This is a genomic window from Cobetia sp. MC34, from assembly GCF_018340035.1.
In the GTDB taxonomy this organism is placed as follows: Bacteria; Pseudomonadota; Gammaproteobacteria; order Pseudomonadales; family Halomonadaceae; genus Cobetia; species Cobetia amphilecti.
In genome coordinates this window covers 59,895-84,132 of the sequence record NZ_JADPPY010000002.1, presented here as the reverse complement: position 1 = coordinate 84,132, position 24,238 = coordinate 59,895, and the positions used below count along the sequence as shown (strand labels likewise).

At 64.8% G+C, this 24,238-nt stretch carries 16 protein-coding genes and 1 tRNA gene; 10 read left to right on the top strand and 7 right to left on the bottom strand.

The window, feature by feature from the left end:
* Nucleotides 1-462: 462 nt before the first annotated feature.
* On the top strand, nt 463-1,020 hold the full coding sequence (locus IZU87_RS01680) for a PRC-barrel domain-containing protein (RefSeq protein ID WP_213113481.1): 558 nt from the start codon (nt 463-465) through the stop codon (nt 1,018-1,020).
* 261 nt (nt 1,021-1,281) lie between these two features.
* Here IZU87_RS01680 and IZU87_RS01675 read toward each other — a convergent pair.
* A tRNA-Ile gene (locus IZU87_RS01675) sits at nt 1,282-1,358 on the bottom strand.
* A 251-nt stretch (nt 1,359-1,609) separates the two neighbouring features.
* Here IZU87_RS01675 and IZU87_RS01670 point away from each other — a divergent pair.
* The 9 genes from IZU87_RS01670 to fhuB all read left to right on the top strand — a co-directional run bounded on the left by IZU87_RS01670 (nt 1,610) and on the right by fhuB (nt 16,151).
* Complete coding sequence (locus IZU87_RS01670; protein ID WP_213113480.1) at nt 1,610-2,314, top strand: hypothetical protein; 705 nt, start codon at nt 1,610-1,612, stop codon at nt 2,312-2,314.
* A gap of 307 nt (nt 2,315-2,621) precedes the next feature.
* The gene (locus IZU87_RS01665) at nt 2,622-4,754 is read left to right on the top strand and encodes a TonB-dependent siderophore receptor (RefSeq protein WP_249330378.1); all 2,133 of its coding nucleotides are present in this window, start codon (nt 2,622-2,624) and stop codon (nt 4,752-4,754) included.
* Nucleotides 4,755-5,228: 474 nt separating this feature from the next.
* A complete protein-coding gene (locus tag IZU87_RS01660; RefSeq protein WP_349305155.1) occupies nt 5,229-6,863 on the top strand; it encodes a pyridoxal phosphate-dependent decarboxylase family protein in 1,635 nt (544 codons plus the stop codon).
* Complete coding sequence (locus tag IZU87_RS01655; RefSeq protein WP_213113479.1) at nt 6,856-8,472, top strand: lysine N(6)-hydroxylase/L-ornithine N(5)-oxygenase family protein; 1,617 nt, start codon at nt 6,856-6,858, stop codon at nt 8,470-8,472. The genes IZU87_RS01660 and IZU87_RS01655 overlap by 8 nt, the downstream gene beginning before the upstream one ends.
* Entirely contained in the window at nt 8,469-11,186 is a 2,718-nt protein-coding gene (locus IZU87_RS01650) for a GNAT family N-acetyltransferase (protein WP_213113478.1), read from the top strand. Before IZU87_RS01655 ends, IZU87_RS01650 begins: the two co-directional genes overlap by 4 nt.
* Nucleotides 11,187-11,396: 210 nt before the next feature.
* Entirely contained in the window at nt 11,397-12,164 is a 768-nt protein-coding gene (locus tag IZU87_RS01645; RefSeq protein WP_064503260.1) for an RNA polymerase sigma factor, read from the top strand.
* A 99-nt stretch (nt 12,165-12,263) separates the two neighbouring features.
* Nucleotides 12,264-13,031, top strand: a complete 768-nt coding sequence (locus IZU87_RS01640) for an ABC transporter ATP-binding protein (protein ID WP_054555344.1) — start codon at nt 12,264-12,266, stop codon at nt 13,029-13,031.
* A gap of 8 nt (nt 13,032-13,039) precedes the next feature.
* The gene (locus IZU87_RS01635) at nt 13,040-14,044 is read left to right on the top strand and encodes an ABC transporter substrate-binding protein (RefSeq protein WP_249330377.1); all 1,005 of its coding nucleotides are present in this window, start codon (nt 13,040-13,042) and stop codon (nt 14,042-14,044) included.
* Nucleotides 14,031-16,151 carry a Fe(3+)-hydroxamate ABC transporter permease FhuB gene (gene fhuB / locus IZU87_RS01630; RefSeq protein ID WP_249330376.1) on the top strand — a complete coding sequence of 707 codons (2,121 nt, stop codon included), beginning with the start codon at nt 14,031-14,033 and terminating at the stop codon, nt 16,149-16,151. The genes IZU87_RS01635 and fhuB overlap by 14 nt, the downstream gene beginning before the upstream one ends.
* A 109-nt stretch (nt 16,152-16,260) precedes the next feature.
* On the opposite strand, the gene purU is transcribed toward fhuB, so the two are convergent.
* The 6 genes from purU to glyA form a co-directional block, all read right to left on the bottom strand.
* Nucleotides 16,261-17,136: a formyltetrahydrofolate deformylase gene (gene purU / locus IZU87_RS01625; RefSeq protein ID WP_054555342.1), complete on the bottom strand. Its 876-nt coding sequence runs from the start codon at nt 17,134-17,136 to the stop codon at nt 16,261-16,263.
* A 235-nt stretch (nt 17,137-17,371) separates the two neighbouring features.
* Nucleotides 17,372-18,073: a sarcosine oxidase subunit gamma gene (locus tag IZU87_RS01620; RefSeq protein ID WP_249330375.1), complete on the bottom strand. Its 702-nt coding sequence runs from the start codon at nt 18,071-18,073 to the stop codon at nt 17,372-17,374.
* Nucleotides 18,066-21,173 (bottom strand): sarcosine oxidase subunit alpha family protein, encoded by a 3,108-nt coding sequence (locus IZU87_RS01615; RefSeq protein WP_213113477.1) that lies wholly within the window; start codon nt 21,171-21,173, stop codon nt 18,066-18,068. The genes IZU87_RS01620 and IZU87_RS01615 overlap by 8 nt, the downstream gene beginning before the upstream one ends.
* The gene (locus IZU87_RS01610; protein ID WP_043333138.1) at nt 21,170-21,496 is read right to left on the bottom strand and encodes a sarcosine oxidase subunit delta; all 327 of its coding nucleotides are present in this window, start codon (nt 21,494-21,496) and stop codon (nt 21,170-21,172) included. The genes IZU87_RS01615 and IZU87_RS01610 overlap by 4 nt, the downstream gene beginning before the upstream one ends.
* 25 nt (nt 21,497-21,521) lie before the next feature.
* Nucleotides 21,522-22,772: a sarcosine oxidase subunit beta family protein gene (locus tag IZU87_RS01605; protein WP_043333139.1), complete on the bottom strand. Its 1,251-nt coding sequence runs from the start codon at nt 22,770-22,772 to the stop codon at nt 21,522-21,524.
* 141 nt (nt 22,773-22,913) lie between these two features.
* Nucleotides 22,914-24,224 (bottom strand): serine hydroxymethyltransferase, encoded by a 1,311-nt coding sequence (gene glyA, locus IZU87_RS01600; RefSeq protein WP_213113476.1) that lies wholly within the window; start codon nt 24,222-24,224, stop codon nt 22,914-22,916.
* Between the last annotated feature and the right edge of the window lie 14 nt (nt 24,225-24,238).

Sequence of the window (24,238 nt, the reverse complement as noted above, 5' to 3'; positions counted from 1 at the left end):
TTCCACTCGCCAGGCAGCCAATCAGAGAGCAGAAAAAGCCTTGAACGCGCACTGATTGCGACATATCCGCGTGCCTTGTCTCGACTTCTTGCCTTGAACGGCGCGGGCCTTGGCATCCATGCAATCCTTCAGAACCTCACCTCCCTGCTCGCCCCCTCTACTCGCCCCTTCGTCAGGACCCTGCTGACAGAGCGCGTGCGGGCGGCCTGTTCGCGACAGGTACGGAGCACCAGAAACCCCACTCTCTTGGCACGACGACATTGCCCATTTACACCTTGCATGTGACAGAGAGAGGAATTCTCGTACAAGTTTTTCTTTCACCCCCCCCTTGAAACTTGTCGGTCTCGTCAGGATCTTAGTGGGTAGGGTCATGGTTCTGGCGAATCATTTGCGCCACGAGCGAGAAGGAAGCGCTTGAGGGACCGGACCAGAAGTACCGATTCAACACGCAAGGAGTACGGCATGAGCAATATGAACCGCAAACAGATTCTGGGTGCGATCACCGCGACCACGCTGCTGTCCACTACCAGCATGGCCATGGCCAGTCCGCAGGGGCTCTACTCCGCAGATGAGCTGATGGATGCCGATGTCTACCTGCAGAACGATGACAACAACGTGATCGGTGAAGTCGAGGACATCCTGCTCGACGACAACATGCAGGTCGCCGCTCTGGTCGTCGAAAGCGATGACTCCATGGGGCTGGACGAGAACCAGTACGTCGTGGAAACGGGCAAGTTCACCCTCGAGACCGAACAGGGTGATGATCTGGATGCCCTGGAATATCGCATCCACCTCGACATGGATGTGAGCGAGTTCGAGCAGCAGCCGAACTACACCACCGACTGGTGGCAGGACACGCGCAAGAGCGCCGCAGCGGCCTGGGATGAAACCAAGAACACCGCTGCCAGCGCCTGGCAGGACACTCGTCAGGCGACCGCCAATGCGCTGACCACCGCCGGCAACGCCATCAGCGGTGCCGCCAATGACACTGATCAGGAAATGGAAGAAGAGACTCAGTGATAGCGACCCTGCAAGAGATCACCCGAACCGGATGATCCGCGTCAATGTAGAGAAAAACGCCTCATGCCCCATGGCATGGGGCGTTCGTGGTTCAGGACCACGAGAAATCACGCCATTGATGCACTGGTGGGGGAAAGAAGAGAAAGAAAGAACAGCAAGAGAGGCTGGAATGGCAGGCACAAAAAAAGCCGCCATTGGCGACTTGTCGGGGCACTGAAGCTTTTGAGCATCAGCTGAATGAACCCCACTGGCAGGCATGCATGGTGGGCCCAGCAGGACTTGAACCTGCGACCAATCGATTATGAGTCGAGTGCTCTAACCAACTGAGCTATGGGCCCATGCAGCGCGCATATGATAGCGAAAGCATGAGCCTCGGGAAAGCCCGAAAACTCAACAACATAGCGATTCCCCCCTCCCGGCTGCGACGCGAGATGTGCGTTGATCATCCCCGTCAGGCTGCGGCTGCGACGAGTGTCGCGAACCCTTGGAGCCGCCGCCTGTCCAATGTGCCATCTGCAGCATCGAATCTTTTCCAGGCGCTCATGGCGGGCCTCGCCCGATCAAGCCCCTGGCCATCAGGAGTCATGACATGTCATTGCCTTTCTCTCGCTGGACCCGCGCCCTGAGTCGCACGCTTGCGCGTCGCTCGACCGGCAAACCCGCCAGCCGCCTCACCGCCATAGCTACCAAAAGCCGCTTCGGTGCCCCGATCAAGGCCGCTGCACTGGCCTTCGCCATGAGTGGCATCGGTGTCAGCCTGCCGACACAGGCCGCCTGGCAGCTGGTGCCCGACAGCAGCGGCGCCACCGCGACGCTGACCGCACAGGGCAGCCAGGGCAATGTGGAGCACGTGCATCACCTCAATGGCCTGAGCGGCACCGTGGGAGATGACGGCAAGATGAGCATTCCCTTGAGCGTCGGCCAGACCGATCTGCTCGACAAGGTCGGCGAGCTGCCGCCGTGGCTGTCCGGCGTCAGCCAGATGCGCCTGGCCACGCTGACCCTGAATCTTGACCCGCTGGCCATCGCGGCGCTGGAACCCGGTCAGACGACGCGCATGCAAGTGCCCTTCTCGGCCACCGATGGCAACCGCACCCACCGCGAGACCCTGCCGCTGGAGGTCACCCGTCAGGATGCCACCCACCTGACCTTCATCAACGCCGACCCCATTTCACTGGACAGTGCAGAAGTCGCCAGGAATCAGGTCGGCAGCACCCTGCTCAACCTGCTGGGCTACGGCAAGCTGGTAGGCGACATTCCCGTCACGCTGCAGGGCGAGATGGTCGACCAGTAACCTTCAGCACAGCGCGACGCCGCCAGACAAGCGCGATCCCGTCGTGAGCACGTTCATCGCGTCATCAGAACCGCCCCACGGGGCGGTTTTTTTGTTTCGCTAGCAGTCGAGGATGACGGCCTGCGCCAGCCAGCGAGAGCGCGCATGACGGCGATGGTCAGCCCTCATGACACCACGACATAAGAGAATGATAAAAATAATTCTCATTCATGGTTCAGAAAGCTGTCATCTGAACGTCTACCCACAGGAGAGAACGACGAACAAGAATCATTCCTATATAAATCATTCCGGATGGAACACCGCGCTCATGAAAGACTCCGCCGCACATAAAGCCACTCGCTCCCTGCTGATGACCCTGCCCAGGCACCCTCTGGCACTGGCGATTGGCCTTGGCCTGCCCTTCGCCGGTCAGGCCATGGCGGCCGACCACCGTGAGTCTCAGGACGAGACCCTCGACACCATGACGGTGACCACCACAGCGGCTACCAAGACCGACACCGGCTATCTGGAAACCCCCCAGGCCGTCTCCACCATCACGCGCGACGATATCGACAAGCGCGCAGCCGAGACGGTACAGCGTGCCGCGGATTACACGCCGGGCGTCTTCACCAACCAGATCGGTGCCTCCAACCGCTATGACTATCTGGTGCTGCGTGGCTTCTCCGACGGCAGTGTCAGCAACACCTTCCTGGATGGCCTGAAGCTGATGGGTGACTCGGGCTCCTATAGCTCGATGACCATCGACCCCTACTTCCTCGACAGCATCGAGGTGGTGAAAGGGCCGTCTTCCGTCCTCTACGGTCGCTCCTCCCCGGGTGGTCTGGTCGCGATGCAGTCCAAGCGCCCCGAGTTCCAGGACTCCGGCCAGGTCCGCTTCACCGTCGGCGACGACAACGAACGCAGTGCTGCATTCGACCTCACCGGCCCGCTGGATGACGAAAAGCGCATCGCCTATCGCCTGACCGGCCTCGCCAGTGCCGAGGACACCCAGGTCGACTCCGTCGAGGAAGAGCGTTACGCCTTCTCGCCGCAGATCACCATGGACGTCACCGACGACACCACCGTCACCCTGATGGGCTACTTCCAGAAGGACCCGGAAGGCGGTTACCACTCCGGCCTGCCCTATGAAGGCACGGTGGTCAGCTACAACGGCACCAAGCTCGGCAACGACTTCTACGAAGGTGACGAGGACTACGAAGAGTTCGATCGCACCGAACGCATGCTTGGTTACGATTTCGAGCACCGCTTCAACGACGCTGTCACCGCACGCCAGAAATTCCGCTATCTGCGCTCCGATGTCGACCTCGAGCAGGTCTACGCCTATGGCTGGGCCTCGGACACCGAGCTGACCCGCTACTACTCCGGCGGCGAAGAAAGCCTGCGCGCCTGGACCGTCGACAACCAGCTGGAAAGCCGCTTCTCCACCGGCGCCTTCGATCACACCCTGCTGTTCGGTGCCGACTATCAGACGCGCACCAATGACGTGGACTGGGAATACGGCACCGCCAGCACGCTGGATGTCTCCAGCAGCAGCGATGCCGATGTCTCCATCTATGCCACCGAGAACCAGAAGCGTGAACTGGACCAGACCGGTGTCTACCTGCAGGACCAGATCAGCTGGGGTCGCTGGAACCTGGCCGCCGGCCTGCGTCAGGACTGGGTCAACATCAAGAACACCGATCGTGACTACAACACCACCAGCGAGCTGAACGACAACGAGATGAGCGGCCGTATCGGCCTGATCTACGGCTTCGACAACGGCATCTCGCCCTATGTCAGCTACTCCACGTCCTTCTCGCCGAACTCCTACACCGATGAAGACGGTGACCTGCTCGACCCGACCACCGGCAAGCAGGTCGAGGTCGGCATGAAGTACCAGCCCAACGGCACGCGTGATCAGTACAGCGTCTCGCTGTTCCGCATCAATCAGGAAAATGTCGCCTCCAAGGACCCGGAAGACAGCTACTACACCGCCTACGGCGAGATCGAGTCCCAGGGCCTGGAGCTGGAAGCCCGCACTCAGGTGACCCGCGACTTCGCGCTGCAGGCCGGTTACAGCTACACCGACGTGACCTATGCCAAGGCGGAAGATGGCACCGAAGGCAACGATGCCAACCAGGTGCCCAAGCACCAGGTCAGCGTCTGGGGTGACTACGCCTTCAATGAAGGCCCGCTCACGGGGCTGAATGCCGGCCTCGGCGTGCGCTACTACGCCGACATGTGGGCGGATTCCGAGAACACCGAGAAGGTGCCGAACTACGCGCTGGTCGATGCCCTGGTCGGCTACGACCTGAGCCAGATCGGCTGGAGCGGCACCAGCGTGCAGCTCAACGTCAGCAACCTGTTCGACAAGGAATACATCGCGTCCTGCTACAACACCAGCTTCTGCTACTACGGTGCCGAGCGCAGCATGACCGCGACACTGACCTATGATTTCTGATTTCGAAAACTCCGCAGTCCGTCGATTCTGAATCGACCCGCACGACCCGCCGGCGGCAAGGATGTCGCCGGCACCATCGCCCTGAACCCCTCATCGTCTGATAGCTCTGGCGTGTCCAATACATGTCACCGGGGATGCCGGCCACCGGGATTGCCGGCCACCGAGATTGCCCGACACAGGGGCGCTCGGTGACGACTCACTCTGCCGATGCCCACGGCAGACGTGACTGACCATGCCGACGTCTTAGCCAATGGCTTGACCCACAGCTTCACCAACAGCAACAGCTTCACCAACAACAACGACCGCAAACGCGGCACTTGATGAATGTCCTGACTGGTCCTCGCACCTGAGCCATCTGTCCCAGCTGGCTGCGAGTCTCTTCCAAGTCTTTACCTGCGAACATTCGCATAAGGTTATGTAATGCACAGCCTTCAAGATTCCGCCGCCACCTACGGCGCTGCCGCAGGATCCTCCGTGTCTGACGCCCAGACCGATGCCTGTGTGCTCTCACTGTCCAGCTCGCCGCGCGCCGCCTTGTTCTCGCCTGCCAACATGGATGCCTGGCAGACAGGCATGGACCGCATCAGCCAGCTGGTGGCCGAACAGCTCGACAGTGTTCAAAAGCCGTTCAGTGGCATCACCCCGGAGGCCCTGCGTCCGGCCTTTGCCGACCTCGATCTCGAGACGCCCCTCGAGAACCTCGAAGCCGGTCTGGAGGAGCTCAAGTCGCTCTACCTGAAGGATGCCGTCTACTTCCATCATCCCCGCTACATCGCGCACCTCAACTGCCCGGTCGTGCTGCCCGGTGTATGGGCCGAGAGCCTGCTGGGCGCGATCAATTCCTCACTCGACACCTGGGACCAGAGCGCCGGCGGTACCCTGATCGAGCAGCGCCTGATCGACTGGACCACCGAGCGCCTGGGCCTGGGCCCGACCGCCGATGGCATCTTCACCAGTGGCGGCACCCAATCCAACCTGATGGCACTGCTGCTGGCCCGTGACGCGGTCTGCGAGAAGCTGCCCAACCACCCCGGTAACCAGACCCACGGCCTGCCGCCGGAAGCCGGACGCCTGCGCGTCTTCGCCTCCGGCATCAGCCATTTCAGTCTGCAGAAGGCCTGTGCCCTGCTCGGCCTCGGCCACAACGCCGTCATCCCGGTCGCCGTGGATGAGCGCCGCCGCATGGACCCCGTGGCCCTGCGTGACGCCCTCGACAATGCCCGCGCCGAAGGCCTGATCCCGATGGCCGTGGTCGCCACTGCCGGTACCACCGACTTCGGCAGCATCGACCCGCTGCAGGCCATCGGCCGTGAATGCCACGCCCGTGGCATCTGGTTCCATGTCGATGGCGCCTACGGCGGCGGCCTGATCACCTCGCGCCGCCACGGTCACTGGCTCAAGGGCACCGAGATGGCGGACTCCGTCACCATCGATTACCACAAGACCTTCTTCCAGCCGGTCAGCTGCAGTGCCTGTGTGGTACGTGATCGCACCCAGCTGCGCCACGTCACCTACCACGCCGACTACCTCAACCCGGAGCTTCAGGCCCGCGAAGGCACGCCGGATCAGGTCAACAAGAGTCTGCAGACCACGCGCCGTTTCGACGCCCTGAAACTGTGGATGACACTGCGCCTGATGGGCGCCGATGCCCTCGGCGACATGCTCGATTGCGTGATCGATCTCACCCGCGAGGGCTACCAGCTGCTCGAGGCGGCGCCGGACATCGATGTCCTCCAGGCGCCGGAGCTCAGCACCCTGGTGTTCCGCTTCCATGACGCCAGTGAAGAGACCCTCAGCGCCGAACAGTGGGACGCCTTGAACCGCGAGATCCGCAAGCGCCTGTCACGCAGCGGTGAAGCCATCGTCGCCGCCACCAAGGTCTCGGGCCGTCAGTACCTGAAGTTCACTCTCCTGAATCCGGAAACGCGCCAGGAAGACCTGGCCGCCGTGGTCGAGTTGATCCGCCAGCACGGCCAGGCGCTGGTCAAGGCGCATCATCTGGCCGTCAGCACCACCGCCCAGCCGAACCATGGCGCACCACTGGCCGACATACCGGCCGCCAGCCGTCGCAGTCACACCACAGAAGCCAAGGAAAGCCGTCATGCATGACACCTCGAACCCTCACGTCACAGACACTCTGGAAGCGCGCGATGATGTGCTGGATTTCGTTGCCATCGGCATCGGCCCCTTCAACCTCAGCCTTGCCTGTCTGAGCGAGCCGCTGGAAGACGTCCAGGGCGTCTTCCTCGAGCGCAAGGCCGCGTTCGACTGGCACCCGGGCATGCTGCTGGAAGATGCCAGCATGCAGACGCCCTTCATGGCGGACATGGTCTCGCTGGCCGACCCGACCAGCCACTTCAGCTTCCTCAACTATCTGAAGCTGCATGACAAGCTCTACAACTTCTACATCCGCGAAGACTTCTTCCTGCTGCGTCGCGAGTACAACCAGTACTGCCAGTGGGCGGCGCGCGAGCTGAGCTGCCTGCGCTTCGATCACGACGTCCAGGACATCCAGCATGTCGGCGATATCTATGTCGTGCGCGGCACTCGCCCCAGCACCGGCGAAGCCTTCGCCTATCGCGCACGCAAGCTGGTACTGGGCACCGGCACCCAGCCCTACCTGCCGAAAGCCGCCGACGCCGTGCGTGACGTGGTGCCGGTCGCGGGCAGCCGCGTGTGCCACAACGCCCACTATCTGGCGCGCAAGGAGGAACTGACCTCCCAGCCGGCCATCACCATCATCGGTTCCGGCCAGAGCGCCGCCGAGATCTATCTCGACCTGCTGCGCGAGATCGACCAGCACAACTACCAGCTCAACTGGATCACGCGTTCGCCACGCTTCTTCCCGCTGGAATACGGCAAGCTGACGCTGGAGATGACCTCGCCGGATTACATCGATTACTTCCACGCCCTGCCACGTGAGCAGCGCAACACCCTGCTGGCGACCCAGAAGGGCCTCTACAAGGGCATCAATCTCGAGCTGATCGACGAGATCTACGACACCCTCTACGCCAAGCAGCTGCAAGGCGTGGTGCCCACCACCCTGATGACCAATACCGAACTGACCTCGCTGAACAAGCAAGAGACCGACGGCGACTTCACGCTGGGGCTCTATCAGCGCGAACAGCAGCAGGCCTGGCGTCATGACACCAGCGCCGTGGTGCTGGCCACGGGCTATCACTACGTGGCGCCGCCCTTCCTGCGCAGCATCGAGTCACGCATTCGTCGTGACGAGGAAGGCCGCTACGCCGTCGGTCGTTTCTACGCCGTCGACACGCAAAGCACCGCGGATGCCGACGGCAACGAGGGCGATCAATCACCGTTCGCCGGCGAGATCTTCGTCCAGAATGCCGAGCTGCATACCCACTCGCTGGCCGCGCCGGACCTGGGCATGGCCTGCTATCGCAACAGCTGCATCCTGCGCGCCATCACCGGTCGTGAGGTCTATACCATCGAGCGCCGCATCGCCTTCCAGAGCTTCGGCGCGCCCGGCTCTGAAAAGGGCTGTGGCAATGGCTTCACACCGCTGCCCGCCGCACACCTGCCCTACGGCGAGACGGATATTCACGCCGGCACCTCTTCTACCGGCCCATCCTCTGCCGGCACCGCCTCTACCGACAGCTCCTCTGCTGGCACCGCCTCTGTCGACACCATCTCTGCCCCCCAGGCCGACACGACTCACACCGCTGCACCGCAACACCGGGAGACCACCGCATGAACATGCCAGTCGACATCACCAGCGCCGCAAGCGCCGAACAGTCCAGCAGCGCGGCAAGTTCTCACAGTGCAGCGACACCGTCACAGCAGATATTCGGGACGACCTCACTCGCCGCGCCCGCAACGATCAATCTGCTCAGCCCGGCACCGGGAACGCGCTTCACCCGCCGCGCGGTGGAGCTGGAGCAAGCCCAGGCTCGCCTGCGCAAGCCGCAGGACGACAGCACCAGCGAGCGCGCCGAATTCGCGCTGCGCCCGCTCGACCTTGCCGCCGACATGGCGATGGTGGATGAGTGGACCAGCGGCGAACGCGCCAGCTTCTGGGGCATGAGTGATGACCTCATCACCACCAAGTACGACTTCTACCAGGGCCTGGAAGACAGCCAGCACGCCCAGGGCTGGGTCGGTTTCTACAACGACCAGCCGGCCTTTCTGGTCGAGCTCTATGACCCGGCGCACGACCCGCTCGGCAAGCATTACAGTGTGCAGCCCGGCGACTTCGGCATGCACTTCCTCGTCGCGCCGCGCAGCGAGGACCAGGCCCCCATCAGCGGCTTCTCGCGGGCGGTGATCGAATCGATCATGGCGATGATCTTCGCCGGCCAGTTCCGCGATGAGCATGCCGATGAAGGGAAAGATGCAGTCCGTCCCGTGACCCGTGTGGTGGTGGAGCCGGACAGCCGCAATCGCGCCATTCATCCGCTGAATGCCGCGGTGGGCTTCGTCGATCATGGCCCGCTGGATCTCGACGGCAAGCCGGCCCGCCTGTGCTTCTGCACCCCGCAGGAGTTCCGCGCCGCCCTGGCCACTCGCAGCCCGCGTCTGGACAGCGGCGTGACCGCCAACCCGGCCGCGGCCAGCCAGCATCTCACCGGCCCGGACTGGCAGCAGGCCAATCGCCTGCTGGTGCGCAAGGCGCTGGCCGAGTTCAGCCACGAGCGTCTGATCCACCCGCAATGCGCCGATGACTGCGGCACCCGCACCGCCTGCCAGAGCCATGACAACTGGCATCACTTCCGCCTGCCGCTGGCAGCGCAGGTCAGCGACACGCCGCCGGTCAGCCGCCGCGCGGCGGAATATCGCTTCGTGGCGCGCCGTTTCCAGCTCGATCACTGGCTGATCGATGCCGCCTCCATCCAGCGTCTGGATGCCGACGGCAACGCCCTGCCGCTGGACGCGCGTGAGCTGATTCTGGAACTCAATGACGTGCTGGAGATTCCGCCGCGTCTACTGCCGGTCTATCTCGAGGAGGTCAGCGCCACGCTCGCCTCCAGCGCCTGGAAGATGCAGCGCGCCGTGCGCGAGAATCAGTCCGCCCGCGTGCTGGCAGGCGCCTCCTTCCAGACCCTGGAATCGGCAATGAGCGAAGGCCATCCGTGCTTCGTCGCCAACAATGGCCGCATGGGCTTCGATGCGCTGGACTATCGCGCCTACGCGCCGGAAGCCGCCCAGCCGTTCTCGCTGGTGTGGATCGCCGTGCATCGCGACAACGCCCATTACTCGGCCGTGGATGGTCTCGATCCGCGTCGTCTGCTCGAGGAAGAGCTGGGTGAAGCCGAACTCGCCCGTCTGGAGCAGCAGCTGACCGAGAAGGGCCTTGCGCCCTCCGACTACCTGATGATGCCGGTGCACCCGTGGCAGTGGAGCCACAAGCTGGCGATCACCTTCGCCGCCGAGATCGCCAGTCAGCACATCGTCTGTCTCGGCCTGGGGGAGGACCGCTATCAGGCGCAACAGTCGATCCGCACGCTCTACAACCGCAATCAGCCGAACCGTCGCTATGTAAAGGTGGCGCTGTCGATCCTCAACATGGGCTTCATGCGCGGCCTGTCGCCCTATTACATGCGTGCCACTCCGGTCATCAATCAGTGGCTGCAGGGCCTGATCGATTCGGACCCATCCTTCGAGAAGTGGGGCTTCCGCCTGCTGCGTGAAGTCGCGGCCATCGGCTATCGCGATGATGTGCTGGAAGACGCGGACCCGGCGGCCATCGGCTATCGCAAGATGCTGGCCAGCCTGTGGCGTGAGAGCCCGGAAGACGTCAAGGACGAGGGCGAGCGCCTGATGACCATGGCCGCACTGCTGCATGTCGACAACGATGAGAAGGCCTTGCTGCCGGCGCTGATCGAGCGTTCCGGCATCGGCGCCGAAGCGTGGATCGACAAGTGGCTGACGGCTTACATGACGCCGCTGCTGCACTGCTACTTCAAGCACGACCTGGTGTTCATGCCGCATGGCGAGAACCTGATCATGCGTCTGCGCGATGGCGTGCCGTGCGGTGCGCTGATGAAGGACATCGCCGAGGAAGCGGCGCTGTTCGCCACCGAGGAGACCCGTGCACTCGAACTGCCGGCAGGGGTCGAGCGTCTGGTGGTCGAGGTGCCGGAACCGATCCGTATCCTGTCGCTGCTCACCGATGTCTTCGACTGCATCTTCCGCTTCGCGGTACCGCTGCTGGTGCGCGAGCAGGTGATGACGGAGGAGGCCTTCTGGTCGCGCGTCGCGGCCTGCATCCATGACTATCAGGATGCCCATCCGGAGATGGCCGACAAGTTCGCGCGCCATGACCTGTTCGCGCCGCGCTTCACGCTGTCGTGCCTCAACCGCCTGCAGCTGCGCAACAACCAGCAGATGGTCGATCTCACCGATCCGTCTGGCGCCCTGCAGCTCAAGGGCGAGCTGGATAACCCCATCGCGGCCTTCGCCCGCCGCTGAGCGGTGACACTTGGCGATCAACAGATCGCCATGACCAGCTAACTACTACCGGTCAACTACGACCAGCTAACCAGGACCAAGCAGCACCGGGACCGCCCTCGTCATGTACGGGGGCGGTCCTTGGCGTGTCTGATACTCAACCATTGATAATGATTCGTAACAACAATACCATTACCCTCCCATCACGACAGATCTCATTGCGAGCCGTGGATGTCCTCTCACGCCAAGCCCCCAGTTCGGCCTCATCGCGACACGGATGAGCGAACGCCTGACGCACACGGGCCAGAAGCTGAAACGCCCGCTGAGCTGCAGGCTTGTGCTGCACAGCAATACCGTCACTCGCTGGACCAGCTGTTTGCCGAGCATCGTCACGAACTGACCGGCTTTCTGGTGCGCCAGCTGGGCTCGCATGAGCTGGCGGAAGATATCAGCCATGAGGTCTATCTGCGTCTGCGCCTGACCGGAGACTGGCCCGCCAACCCGCGCGCCTGGCTGTTTCGCATCGCTCGCAACCTGATCATCGACCATCACCGCCACCAGTCCCGCGCACCGGAATTCGAATCGGTGTCCGAGGGCGATGAGCGCGTGGCGGCCGCCCATCTGGACCCGGAGAGGAGCCTGGCGCGCCGCCAGAAGCTGCAGGTCGTCGATGCGGCACTCTCCGAGCTGGCGGGTCATTTTCGCCTCGCCCTGACCTGGTATCGCCTCGAGGGCCTGACCAAGCGCGAGATCGGCGAGCGACTCGGCGTGTCCGAGCGCATGGCAGGCCGCTACGTCACCCAGGCGCAGCAGCACTGCGAGATGCGGCTGGCCGCGGCGGGCTGTTATCGCAATGAAGTCAGCCGCGACTGCGCCGCCAGCCAACAGGACACCACGAACTCGCCGCCAGCCGCGCAGCGCACGTCAACCGCGCCCGGCAAGGCGCGACGACGAAGCCGGCGTGATGACAGCCCGACAGCAAGAGGCGATCAGCACTGATGGCCCCGCGGAGCACGGATGGGCGAACGTCTCCGCGTCATGTCGCCCAGAATGAATCGCCCTTAGCCTGACGCCCTGACCACGGATGACGATGCTTTCATGTTCACTCTCGACCACCTGCGCTTTGACCTCGGCGAGCGCTGCCTGCTCAAGACGCAGTCTCTCGATTTCGCCCCCGGGCAGGTGCATGGCCTGATCGGCCACAATGGCTCCGGCAAGTCGACACTGCTCAAGCTGCTGGCGCGTCAGAACACCCCGACCAGTGGCAAGCTGGCGCTGGACGATCGCCCGCTCTCGCAGTTCGGCAGTCGGGAATTCGCGCGGGCGGTGGCCTACCTGCCGCAGCATCTGCCGGCGGCCGAAGCGCTGACCGGCCGCGAGCTGGTCGCCTTCGGCCGTTATCCGTGGCACGGCCTGCTCGGCCGTCCCGGCCCCAAGGATGAAGAAGCCATCGAGCGCGCCATCGCGCTGACCCACACCGAAGCCTTCGCCGAACAGCAGGTCGATACCCTTTCCGGCGGCGAACGTCAGCGCGTGTGGCTGGCCATGCTGCTGGCCCAGGGCAGTCGCTATCTGCTGCTGGATGAACCGCTGGCGGCGCTGGATATCGCCCATCAGATCGAGGTGATGGAGCTGGTCTCGCACCTGAGCCACACCCTGGGGCTTGGCATCATCATCGTGCTGCACGACATCAATCTGGCCGCGCGTTACTGCGATCGCCTGGTGGCGCTGCACGGCGGCCAGGTGCTGGCCGAAGGCGCGCCCGACGCGATGATGAACCCCGCCACCCTCAAGGATATCTACGGCGTCGAGATGCAGGTGATCACCCCGCCGCAGAGCCAGCAGCAGATCGCGGTGCCGCTATGAAGTGGCTGTTGGCACTGATCAGTCTGAGCCTGCTGGCGGTGGGGTCCGCCAGCGCTGCCACGACGGACGAGGCAGTGGCAGACGAGGCAGCGGCGGCCGTGGCTGCGATGAAACAGACAGCGATGACCGAGACAGCCCAGCCACCGGCCGGCTTCGTCGATCGCCCCATCGTGGCACTGGACTGGACCCTGGCCGAGACCCTGACCGGAATCGGGGTACGCGCCATGGGCGTGGGTCAGGTCGCCACCTACGCAAGCTGGGTGGCCCAACCGGCGCTGCCGCAGGGCACGCGGGATCTCGGCCTGCGCACCCAGCCGAATCTGGAGCAGCTGACCGCCCTCGCCCCCGCCGACATCCTGATCAGCCCGATGCTGTCCAGCCTCGCGCCGCGCCTGTCGGCCATCGCGCCGGTCACCAGCATCGCCATCTATACCCCGGACGCCGACACCTGGCAGACACTGGTCAAGGCGACCCGCCAGCTGGGCAAGCTGACGCAGCGCGAGCCACAGGCCGAACAGCTGATTCGCCTGAGCACCGCTCGCCTCGCCGGTTACAACGCCGCGCTGCGCCAGCAGGCGGCACGCAAGGGTCAATCGCCCCTGCCGCTGTTGATGGTGCAATTCATGGATGACCGCCATGTGCGCATCTTCGGCGACAACAGCCTGTTCCAGGCCGTGATCGAGCGCATGGGCATCGACAACGCCTGGCAAGGGGACACCAACGCCTGGGGCTTCGCCACCGTCAGTCTCGAGAAGCTGGTGACGCTGAAGGGCCGCATGGTGGTGGTGGAACCGCTGCCGCCCGGCGGACACCAGGCACTGGCGCATAACGGTCTGTGGCAGGCCATGCCCGGCGTGCGTGAGAACAGCCAGGCCTCGGCGCCACTGTTCCTGCCGCCGGTCTGGAGCTTCGGCGCCCTGCCCTCGGCCAACCGTTTCGCCGCACTGCTCGCCAGCCATCTGATTGACGACGAGGCGACACTTGAGGGGGAGACCACCGATGGCAACCACTGAGCAGGCCATGAGCACCCGCCCCGCATCAGGCCGTCGTCCGCTGCACCTCACGCCGGGCCGGGCCTGCAGCCTGTTGGCCCTGGCCCTTGTGGTGCTGGGCAGCCTCGCGCTCAACCGTGAAGGCCTGAGCCTGATGCAGGGTCTGACCGCACTGTGGGCATCGCCCGACTTCAGCGCTGCGGCAAGCCTCGGCCAGGCTGACAGCGCACTGCTCTCCGCGCAGCTGGTGGCGCATGTCAGCTGGTGGCCGCGCCTGGTCTGCGCGCTGCTGGCCGGTGGCGCGCTGGGCATGGCCGGCGTGCTGATGCAGCAGGTGCTGCGCAATCCACTGGCCGCGCCCACTACCCTCGGCGTCGCCAGTGGCGCGAGTCTGGCGATGATGCTGGCGACGCTGTTCGCCCCGGCGTTGATGGCCGGCACGGGTCTTGGGGGAGACGGCTTCCAGCTGGGCCGTGAATGGGTCGCGCTGGCCGGTGGCCTGGCCGCCATGGGGCTGGTGTTCGCGCTGGCCTGGGCGCGAGGCATGTCACCGACCGTGGTGGTGCTGGCAGGGCTGGTGGTCAATCTCTACATCGGCGCGCTGGGCATGGTGCTGTTGCTGTTCAATCAGGAGGCCCTGCACGGCACCCTGGTATGGGGCGCAGGCTCGCTGGCCCAGAACAGCTGGGATGGCGTGATCACGCTGCTCACCCGCCTGCTGCCGGGCATGTTGCTGGCGCTGGTGATGATGCGCCCGCTGGCGGTGCTGGACCTCGACGAGGCCAATGCCAGAAGCCTGGGCGTCTCGCTGCGCAAGCTGCGCCTGATGAGTCTGGGACTGGCGGTATTTCTCAGCGCCTGCGTGGTCAGCGTGCTGGGCATCATCGGCTTCATCGGCCTGGCCGCGCCGGCCTGCGTGCGTCTGATGGGTGCGCGCCGCCTGGGCCAGCGCCTGCTGTGGGCACCATTGTTCGGGGCGCTGCTGCTGGCGGTGACGGACCAGGTGGTCGCCAGTCTCGATGGCCTGCTGCCCAACCTGATTCCGACCGGCGCGATGACGGCGGCCCTCGGCGCGCCGCTGCTGCTGTGGCTGATCCCGCGCCTCAAGATGGCGCAGGGGGCTGGCCCCACCAGTCATCACGGCATGTCACTGACGCATCGTCATCCCCATCCCGACCGCCTGCTCGGCTGGCTGCTGGCCGGGGTCTGCGTGGCCCTGATGCTGGCCCTGCTGGTCGGCAATGGCGCCGATGGCTGGACTCTTGGCGGTGACATGCTTCAACAGCTGATGGCCGGCCAGACCAGCGTGCTGGACTTCCGCCTGCCACGGGTACTGGCGGCGGCAGGCGCCGGCGTGCTGCTGGCCCTGGCCGGCACCCTGTTGCAGCGCCTGACCAGCAACCCGATGGCCAGCCCCGAGATTCTCGGCATCAGCGGCGGCACCGCCATCGCCCTGATGCTGACGCTGCTGCTGGTCCCGTCACCGGGGCAGCTGACCTTGCTGGGCGCAGGCATCTGCGGGGCGCTGGCCTGTCTGGCGCTGCTGGTGGTGCTCAATCATCGCAGTGGCTTCATTCCCGAACGCGTGCTGCTGTGCGGGGTGGCGATCACGGCGCTCTACGATGCGGTGCGCGGCATCATCCTCGCCGATGGTGACCCGCGCGGTCAGCAGATTCTGGCCTGGCTGTCCGGCTCCACCTATTACGTGGGTCTCTCCGCGGCGGTCGGCGTGCTCGCGCTGGCGATCATCGCGGTCCTGCTGGTGCGTCCGCTGGCGCGCTGGCTGGATATCCTGCCGCTGGGCATGGCGAGCGCAAGTGCGCTGGGCATCGGCGTGACCCGCGCCCGCCTGGTGCTGCTGGGCGCGGTGGCGGTGCTGACCGCGCTGGCGACCCTGATCGTCGGCCCGCTGTCCTTCGTCGGCCTGCTGGCACCGCATCTGGCGCGTCTGCTGGGGCTGAGCCGCGCCCGCGAGCACATGCTCGGCGCGGTGCTGTGCGGCGCGCTGTTGATGGTGCTGGCCGACTGGCTGGGCCGCCAGCTGCTGTCGCCCTACGAGATCCCCGCCGGCCTGATGGCATCGCTGATCGGCGGCAGCTACTTCCTGTGGAGCCTGCGCAGAAGCTGACGCGCATACGCATGAAAGACGAAGCCCGCCACCGAAAGGTCGCGGGCTTCGTCGTTTGTGGAGTCTGTGGAGTTCATGGATGGAGTGAGCTGGCGGACGCAGCCCGGGCTCAGTTGCCGAACACCACCGTGCGCTTGTCATGCAGGAAGACACGACGCTCGAGGTGATAACGCACGCCGCGCGACAGCGTCAGACACTCGATATCACGGCCCTTGGCGATCAGGTCTTCGGGATAGTGGGCGTGATCCACCGTCTCGACGCCCTGGGTGATGATCGGCCCTTCATCGAGATCATCATTGATGTAGTGCGCGGTGGCACCGACCAGCTTGACGCCCTTCTCGTAGGCCTGATGATAGGGGCGCGCGCCCTTGAAGCCCGGCAGCAGCGAGTGGTGGATGTTGATCGCCCGCCCCGAGAGCTTCTCGCACATGTCGCTCGACAGCACCTGCATGTAGCGCGCCAGAATCACCAGCTCAGCCCCGGTGTCCTGCACGATCTGCCATACCTGGGCTTCCTGCTCGGCCTTGGTCTCGGCGGTGATCGGCAGGTGGTGATACGGCAGGCCATGCCACTCGGCCAGCGGCGCCATGTCCGGATGGTTGGAGATGACGGCGGTGATGTCCATCGGCAGCTGGCCGATGCGATGCCGATAGAGCAGGTCGTTCAGGCAGTGGTCCGAGCGCGAGACCATGATGACCACCTTCATGCGCTCATCCGGCGCACTCAGGCTGACGTCCATCTCGAAGTCGGCGGCACGCGTACCCAGGCCCTGCTCGAAACTCGCGGCATCGAAGCCGTCATCGAGGGCACCGGCCTCGGTCTGCGGACGAAATTCGGCCCGGATGAAGAAGCGCCCCGACAGGCGGTCATCGAAGGAATTGAGCTCGGTGATATAGCAGCCCTGCTCGCGCAGGTAGCGTGTCACGACGTCCACCGTGCCGATGCGGCTGGGACATTGGGCGGTCAGAATCCAGGTATCACGCATACGTAGGTGCCTGTCATGTAAGGATTATCTATTGTTGGAAGCAGCAACGTCAGGGTTGCATCCGAGGTCCTGCGCGACAAACCAATATTATTGAGGCGGGCTTCAGTATTTCTGAAGCCCGCCTCCTGGCCCGGGCAAGGCCCCTGGCAGTCGATTCAGGTCATTGCGTGCGCCTGTGACAGACCTCTCTCCAGACGCAGATCTATCTCCAGACGCAGACCTCAGGCCTCAGATCTCAGGCCTTGATGCAGACCCCGAATTCCTCGCTGGCATCCAGCAGCCAGCGGCCGAGGTAATCGGCGAAGCTTCTGCGCACCACCAGCTCGAATTCGCTCTCGCTGACGCGGCGCAGCACCAGTGTCGCCTTGGCGAACACCGCCGGCACGCCACGTCCGACCGGGAAGGCACGCGGGTGCACATCGGTCGGCGTCGACTTCATCAGCACCTGACGCGCCTGGTCGCCACTCAGCGAGATGACGGTCTGGCCACCGCTGACGTTGACCACCTGATAGCGGCCGGCCAACGCCTCATGCAGCGCCTTCTCGACAGTGAAGGCTTCCTCGCCGGGCACTAGGATCAGCCACTCATCCGGTGACAGCCACTGGATAGAGCGACCGCCCTCATTGTGGTGGAGGGTCGCCGGCGTCAACGGCAGCGCCAGACCCAGCGCCGCCTCGACACCCTCGGCGAAGCCCGACTGCGCGGGGTCACCGCGCAGCGTCAGGTGACCGAGAAACGCCTTTTCCTGCAGCACGATGCCGGCATCGCCGTCATCGCGGGCCGTGAACAGATGCGCCAGCGGCGAACGGGCGCACTGAGCGTGGACCTCGGGCGTCGGGCGCTGGTCGATCACCGACGTCTGAGAACTAGTCATGTCCTGCGGCTGCGCATCGACGGCGGCACCCGCTTGCGGGTCGAGTGTGGTGGCATCAGACATGCTGGCGCTCCCCTTTCTTGTCGTAGAACACCGGTGAGGTGATTTCGGCTTCCAGCGTCGTGCCATCGGCCTGCGGCAGGAACACCGTCTCGCCGATGCGCTTGGCACCGCCCTTGACCACCGCCAGCGCGAAGCCATGTCCCAGCGTCGGGCTGTAGTAGCTGGAGGTCACGTGGCCGACCATCGGCATCGGGATGGCGTGCTCGGGGTCGAAGACGATCTGCGAGCCTTCCGGCAGCACGATGCGCTCATCGCCGGCCTTCTTGCGCGTCGGAATCAGGCCGACCATCTGCTTGCGGTCATCGCGGCGGGTATCCGGACGCGACAGCGCACGCTTGCCGATCCAGGAATACGGCTTGTTGTAGCCGACACACCACTGCATGCCGAGATCTTCCGGGGTGATCGAGCCATCGGTGTCCTGACCGACGATGATGAAGCCCTTCTCGGCGCGCAGCACGTGCATGGTCTCGGTGCCGTAGGGCGTGAGGCCGTACTTCTTGCCGCACTCGAACAGGCGCTTCCAGACATGCAGCCCGTAGTTGGCCGGCACGTTGAGCTCGTAGGACAGCTCGCCGGTGAAGGAGATGCGGAAGATGCGCCCGGGAATGTCGGCGATCAGCCCTTCACGCACTTCCATGAACTTGAAGCTGTCACGGTCAAGGTCGATGTCGGTCAGCTCGCCGACCAGCGCACGCGCCTCGGGGCCGGTGACGGTCAGGGTCGCCCAGTGATCGGTGACGCTGGTCATCTGCACGTCCAGTTCCGGCCATTCGGTCTGGTGCCACAGCTCCAGCCATTCCAGGATCGAGGCCGCGCCACCGGTGGTGGTGGTCATCAGGAAGTGGTCTTCGGCCAGACAGGTGGTGACACCGTCGTCCATCACCATGCCGTCGTCGTGACACATCAGGCCGTAGCGCGCCTTGCCGACGCCCAGCTTGGCCCAGGCATTGGTGTAGATGCGGTTGAGGAATTCGCGCGCATCGCGACCGGTGATGTCGATCTTGCCCAGGGTCGAGGCGTCCAGCACGCCGACCTTCTCGCGCACCGCCAGACACTCGCGCTCGACCGCGGCATGCATGTCCTCACTGCCCTGCGGGTAGTACCAGGGGCGCTTCCACTGGCCGACATCCTCGAACCTGGCGCCCTGCGCTACGTGCCATTCGTGCATCGCGGTGTAGCGGATCGGGTCGAACAGCTCGCCGCAGTGACGGCCGACGATGGCGCCGAAGGTCACCGGCGTGTAGTTGGGGCGGAACACGGTGGTGCCGGTGTCGGGGATGGTCTGCCCCAGACAGCGCGCGGCGACCGCCATGCCGTTGATGTTGCCCAGCTTGCCCTGGTCGGTGCCGAAGCCCATCGCGGTGTAGCGCTTGACGTGCTCGATGGACTCGAAGCCTTCGCGGGTGGCGAGCTCGATACCGGCGGCGGTGACGTCGTTCTGTAGATCGACGAACTGCTTGGGCGCGCGAGCGGTGGGCTTGTCATGCGGCACCTGGTAGAGCGGCAGCATCGGCGTTTCTGCAAGTTCGGAGACCGCAGGCACCTCGGCCTGGGCGGTCTCGAACTCGCAGGCTTCCACCGCGGCGACACCGCTGGCGTAGGCCGCGACCAGCACATCTTCCAGCGCGAAGCTGCCATTGGCGGCGCCGCAGGCATCGAAGCCCTTGAGCATCGGTGCGCCCAGCGCGGGCAGGAAGCCGTGGATCTCGTCGCTCCATACCGGACGCGCACCGGTGTGCGCCGCCAGGTGAACCACCGGGCTGTAGCCGCCGGAGCTTGCGATGGTGTCGCAGGCGAGCTCTTCCACTGCCCCCGTCACGCTGAAGGCGTCGATATCGATGGCCGCGATGCGCGCGCCTGTCACGCGGCGTTCGCCCTTGGCCTCGATCACGGCGGCACCGGCGATGATGCGGATGCCCGCGGCGCGCGCCGCCTCGACCATCACGCCGGAAGGGGCCGGACGCGCATCGGCGATCGCGACCACTTCACGACCGGCCGCCGCCCAGGCAAGTGCCGCGCGATAGGCGTGGTCGTTGTTGACCGACAGCACCAGCTTGTCACCGGCGGCGACGCCGTAACGGGTCAGATAGGTGGTGACGGCACCGGCCAGCAGGTTGCCCGGCACATCGTTGTGGCTGTAGACCAGTGGCCGCTCGTGGGCGCCGGTGGCCATGATGACGCGATGGGCGCGCACGCGGTGCAGGCGGGAGCGTGCCTGCTGGGCGCCACGGGCATTCAAGGGTGCGAGATCGGCCTGATGCTCGGTACGGCGCTCATGCAGGGTCACGAAGTTGTGATCGTGGTAGCCATTGGCGGTGGTGCGCGGCAGCAGCTGCACATCCTCACAGGCTTCGAGTTCCGCAAGCACCGCGTCACGCCATTCGATGGCGGGCTTGCCGTCCAGGGTCTGATCGAGACAGTCCGCCGACATGGAGAGCAGCGAGCCACCCAGCTCTTCCTGCTCATCACACAGGATGACGCGCGCGCCGCTGCGGGCCGCGACCAGCGCTGCCATCAGGCCCGCCGGGCCGGAGCCGATCACCAGCACATCGGTGTGCTGATGCAGGTGATCGTAGATGTCCGGATCGTCCTCGAGCGGAGAACGCCCGAGACCGGCGGCCTTGCGGATGTACTTCTCGTAGGTCATCCACAGCGAGGCCGGCGCCATGAAGGTCTTGTAGTAGAAGCCCGGCGGCATGAACTTGCCGCCCAGCTTGCCGACCTGCGGCAGGAAGCGGCTCATCAGGTCCTTCTGGGCCTTGACCCAGCCGCTGACGGCGTGAGCTTCCAGGCCGTCGTAGAGCGCCTGCTGGGTGGCACGCACGTTGGGCACCTGGCCGGCTTCGGTGCTGCCCAGCTGCAGGATGGCGTTGGGCTCTTCGGCACCGGCGGCGACCAGGCCGCGCGGACGCGCATACTTGAAGCTGGCGTTGAGCACGTCGAGGCCGTTGGCCATCAGTGCCGAGGCGAGGGTATCGCCTGCCAGGCCCTGATAGCGCTTGCCATTGAAGGTGAAGGTCAGCGGCGTGGCGCGGTCGATGCGTCCACCCGAGGCGAGACGGCGCGGGGCAGCGGCGGTCTGGTTGTCTTGCTGGCTCATGCGCTCACCCCCTTGGCTTGCGTGGTCGGATCGGCTTTCGTCTCACCGGTGATGGTGGGCTGCTCGCCCATGCGATAGGTCTCGAGAATCTCGTAGGTCACGGTATGGCGGGTGATGTTGAAATACTTGCGACAGCCCACGGCGTGAATCCACAGCTCGTGGTGGACGCCACGCGGGTTGTTGCGGAAGAACAGATAATCCCCCCACTCGGCATCGGAGCAGGCTTCGGGGTCCTTCGGGCGCTCGATATGCGCCTGGCCCTTGACGTGGAATTCCTCTTCCTCGCGCAGCTCGCCGCAGTAGGGACAGAAGATATGCATCATGGTCGGTCGTCTCCTGACGGCAGGTTCAGTGCGCGACGCCAGCGGCGCCGTGTTCGTCGATCAGCTTGCCCGTGTTGAAACGGTCATAGGAGAAGGGTTCTGCCAGCGGATGGGTGCGCCCCTTGGCCAGTGTCCAGGCAAAGACGTTGCCGGAACCCGGCGTGGCCTTGAAGCCACCGGTACCCCAACCGCAGTTGAAATAGAGCCCCTTCACGGGCGTCTTGGAAATGATCGGACAGGCGTCCGGGCAGGTGTCGACGATGCCGCCCCACTGACGGTTCATGCGTACCCGCGAGAAGATCGGGAACATCTCGACGATGGCCTGCAGGGTGTGCTCGATGGTCGGATAGCTGCCACGCTGGCCGTAGCCCACGTAGCCGTCGATGCCGGCACCGATGACCAGGTCGCCCTTGTCCGACTGGCTGACATAACCGTGGACGTGGTTGGACATCACCACGGTGTCGAGAATCGGCTTGAGCGGCTCGGAGACCAACGCCTGCAGCGGGTGGGATTCCAGCGGCAGGCGGAAGCCGGCCTTCTCGGCCATCACGCCGGAGTTGCCGGCGGTGACCACGCCGACACGCTTGGCACCGATGAAGCCGCGTGAGGTTTCCACCCCGACGATGGCGCCATCCTGCTTGCGGAAGCCGGTGACTTCGGTCTGCTGGATCAGGTCGACGCCGAGGCTGTCGGCACCGCGCGCGAAGCCCCAGGCCACGGCGTCGTGACGCGCCACGCCACCGCGCGGCTGCCAGGAGGCGCCGAGAATCGGGTAGCGTGCACGACTCGAGCAGTCCATCGCCGGCACCAGTTCCTGCACCTGCTGGGCGTCCAGCACTTCACCATCGATGCCCTGCAGACGGTTGGCATTCACGCGGCGCTGGATGTCACGCATGTCCTGCAGGGTGTGACCCAGGTTGAGCACGCCACGCTGGGAGAACATCACGTTGTAGTTGAGATCCTGGGACAGGCCTTCCCACAGCTTCATGGAGTGCTCGTAGAGCGCCGCCGCCTCATCCCACAGATAGTTGGAGCGCACCAGGGTGGTGTTGCGCGCGGTATTGCCGCCGCCCAACCAGCCCTTCTCGATCACCGCGACATTGGTGATGCCGTGCTCCTTGGCCAGATAGTAGGCCGTGGCCAGACCATGCCCGCCGCCACCGACGATGACGACGTCGTATTCCTTCTTGGGTTCTGGGCTACGCCAGACCTTCTGCCAGTTCTCATGGTGGCTGAGCGCATGCTTGACCAGCCCGAATCCCGAGTAACGCTGCATTTGCCACCCTCCTCACATCTTTGCCACCGCAAGCGCTGTCCGGTGCTCTCGCCCGAGTGATGTCTGTTGTTGTCACCCGAGTGATGTCTCTGCGCTTGCGGCATGTGTCGTTGTTATCGTTGTCTCTCGCCAGCGCCTTGTTCAGGCAAGCGCGGCGGGGTCGGTCACGCTGTTCGATGCATAGACCGGGAAGCGTGCACAGACTTCCTCGACCTTGCCGCGCACCTCGGCTTCCACCTTGGCGCTCTCGCCGGTGGACAGCGCGTCGAGCAGATCACAGATCCAGCCGGCCAGTGCCTCGCATTCCGCCTCGCCGAAGCCGCGCGTGGTGGCGGCCGGAGTGCCGATGCGCAGCCCGGATGTCACGAAGGGGCTCTGCGGGTCATTCGGCACGCTGTTCTTGTTGACGGTGATGTGGGCGCGGCCCAGTGAGGCGTCCGCGTCCTTGCCGGTCACGCCCTGACGGATCAGCGAGACGAGGAACAGGTGGTCATCGGTACCGCCGGAGACCACGTCATAGCCGCGTGCCATGAAGACCTCGGCCATCACGCGGGCATTGGCGATCACGCGGGCCTGATAGCTGACGAAGTCCTGGCTCATCGCTTCCTTGAAGGCCGCGGCCTTGGCGGCGATGACGTGCATCAGCGGGCCGCCCTGCTGGCCGGGGAAGACGGCGCCATTGAGCTTCTTGTGCAGCGCTTCATCACCGGTGGCGGAGAGAATCAGGCCACCGCGCGGGCCGCGCAGCGTCTTGTGGGTGGTGGTGGTGACGACATGGGCGTAGGGCAGCGGGCTCGGGTAGTGACCCGCCGCGACCAGACCGGCCACGTGGGCCATGTCGACCATCAGCCAGGCGCCGATCTCGTCGGCGATATCGCGGAAGCGACGCCAGTTGACCACGCGCGAGTAGGCGGAGAAGCCAGCGATGATCATCTTCGGCTTGTGCTCGCGCGCCAGACGCTCCATCTCTTCGTAGTCCAGCTCGCCGCTTTCGGTCAGGCCGTACTGGATGGCGTTGTAGTGCTTGCCGGAGAAGTTGGGGGCCGCGCCGTGGGTCAGGTGGCCGCCATGCGCCAGGCTCATGCCGAGGATGGTGTCACCCGGCGAGACGAGTGCCATGAACACCGCCGCGTTGGCCTGGGCGCCGGAGTGCGGCTGCACGTTGGCGAAGTCACAGCCGAACAGCGCACAGGCGCGCTCGATGGCCAGCGTCTCGACCTTGTCGACGAATTCGCAGCCGCCGTAGTAGCGCTTGCCCGGATAGCCTTCGGCGTACTTGTTGGTCAGCTGGCTGCCCTGAGCCTCCATCACCAGCGGGCTTGCATAGTTCTCGGAGGCGATCAGCTCGATATGCGCTTCCTGACGCGCTGTCTCTTCGAGGATGGCCTCGGCCAGTGCAGGGTCGAGTCTGGCCAGTCGGTCATCACGGGTGTAGCCATGTTGCTGAGACATTGCGCGCCTCCGGT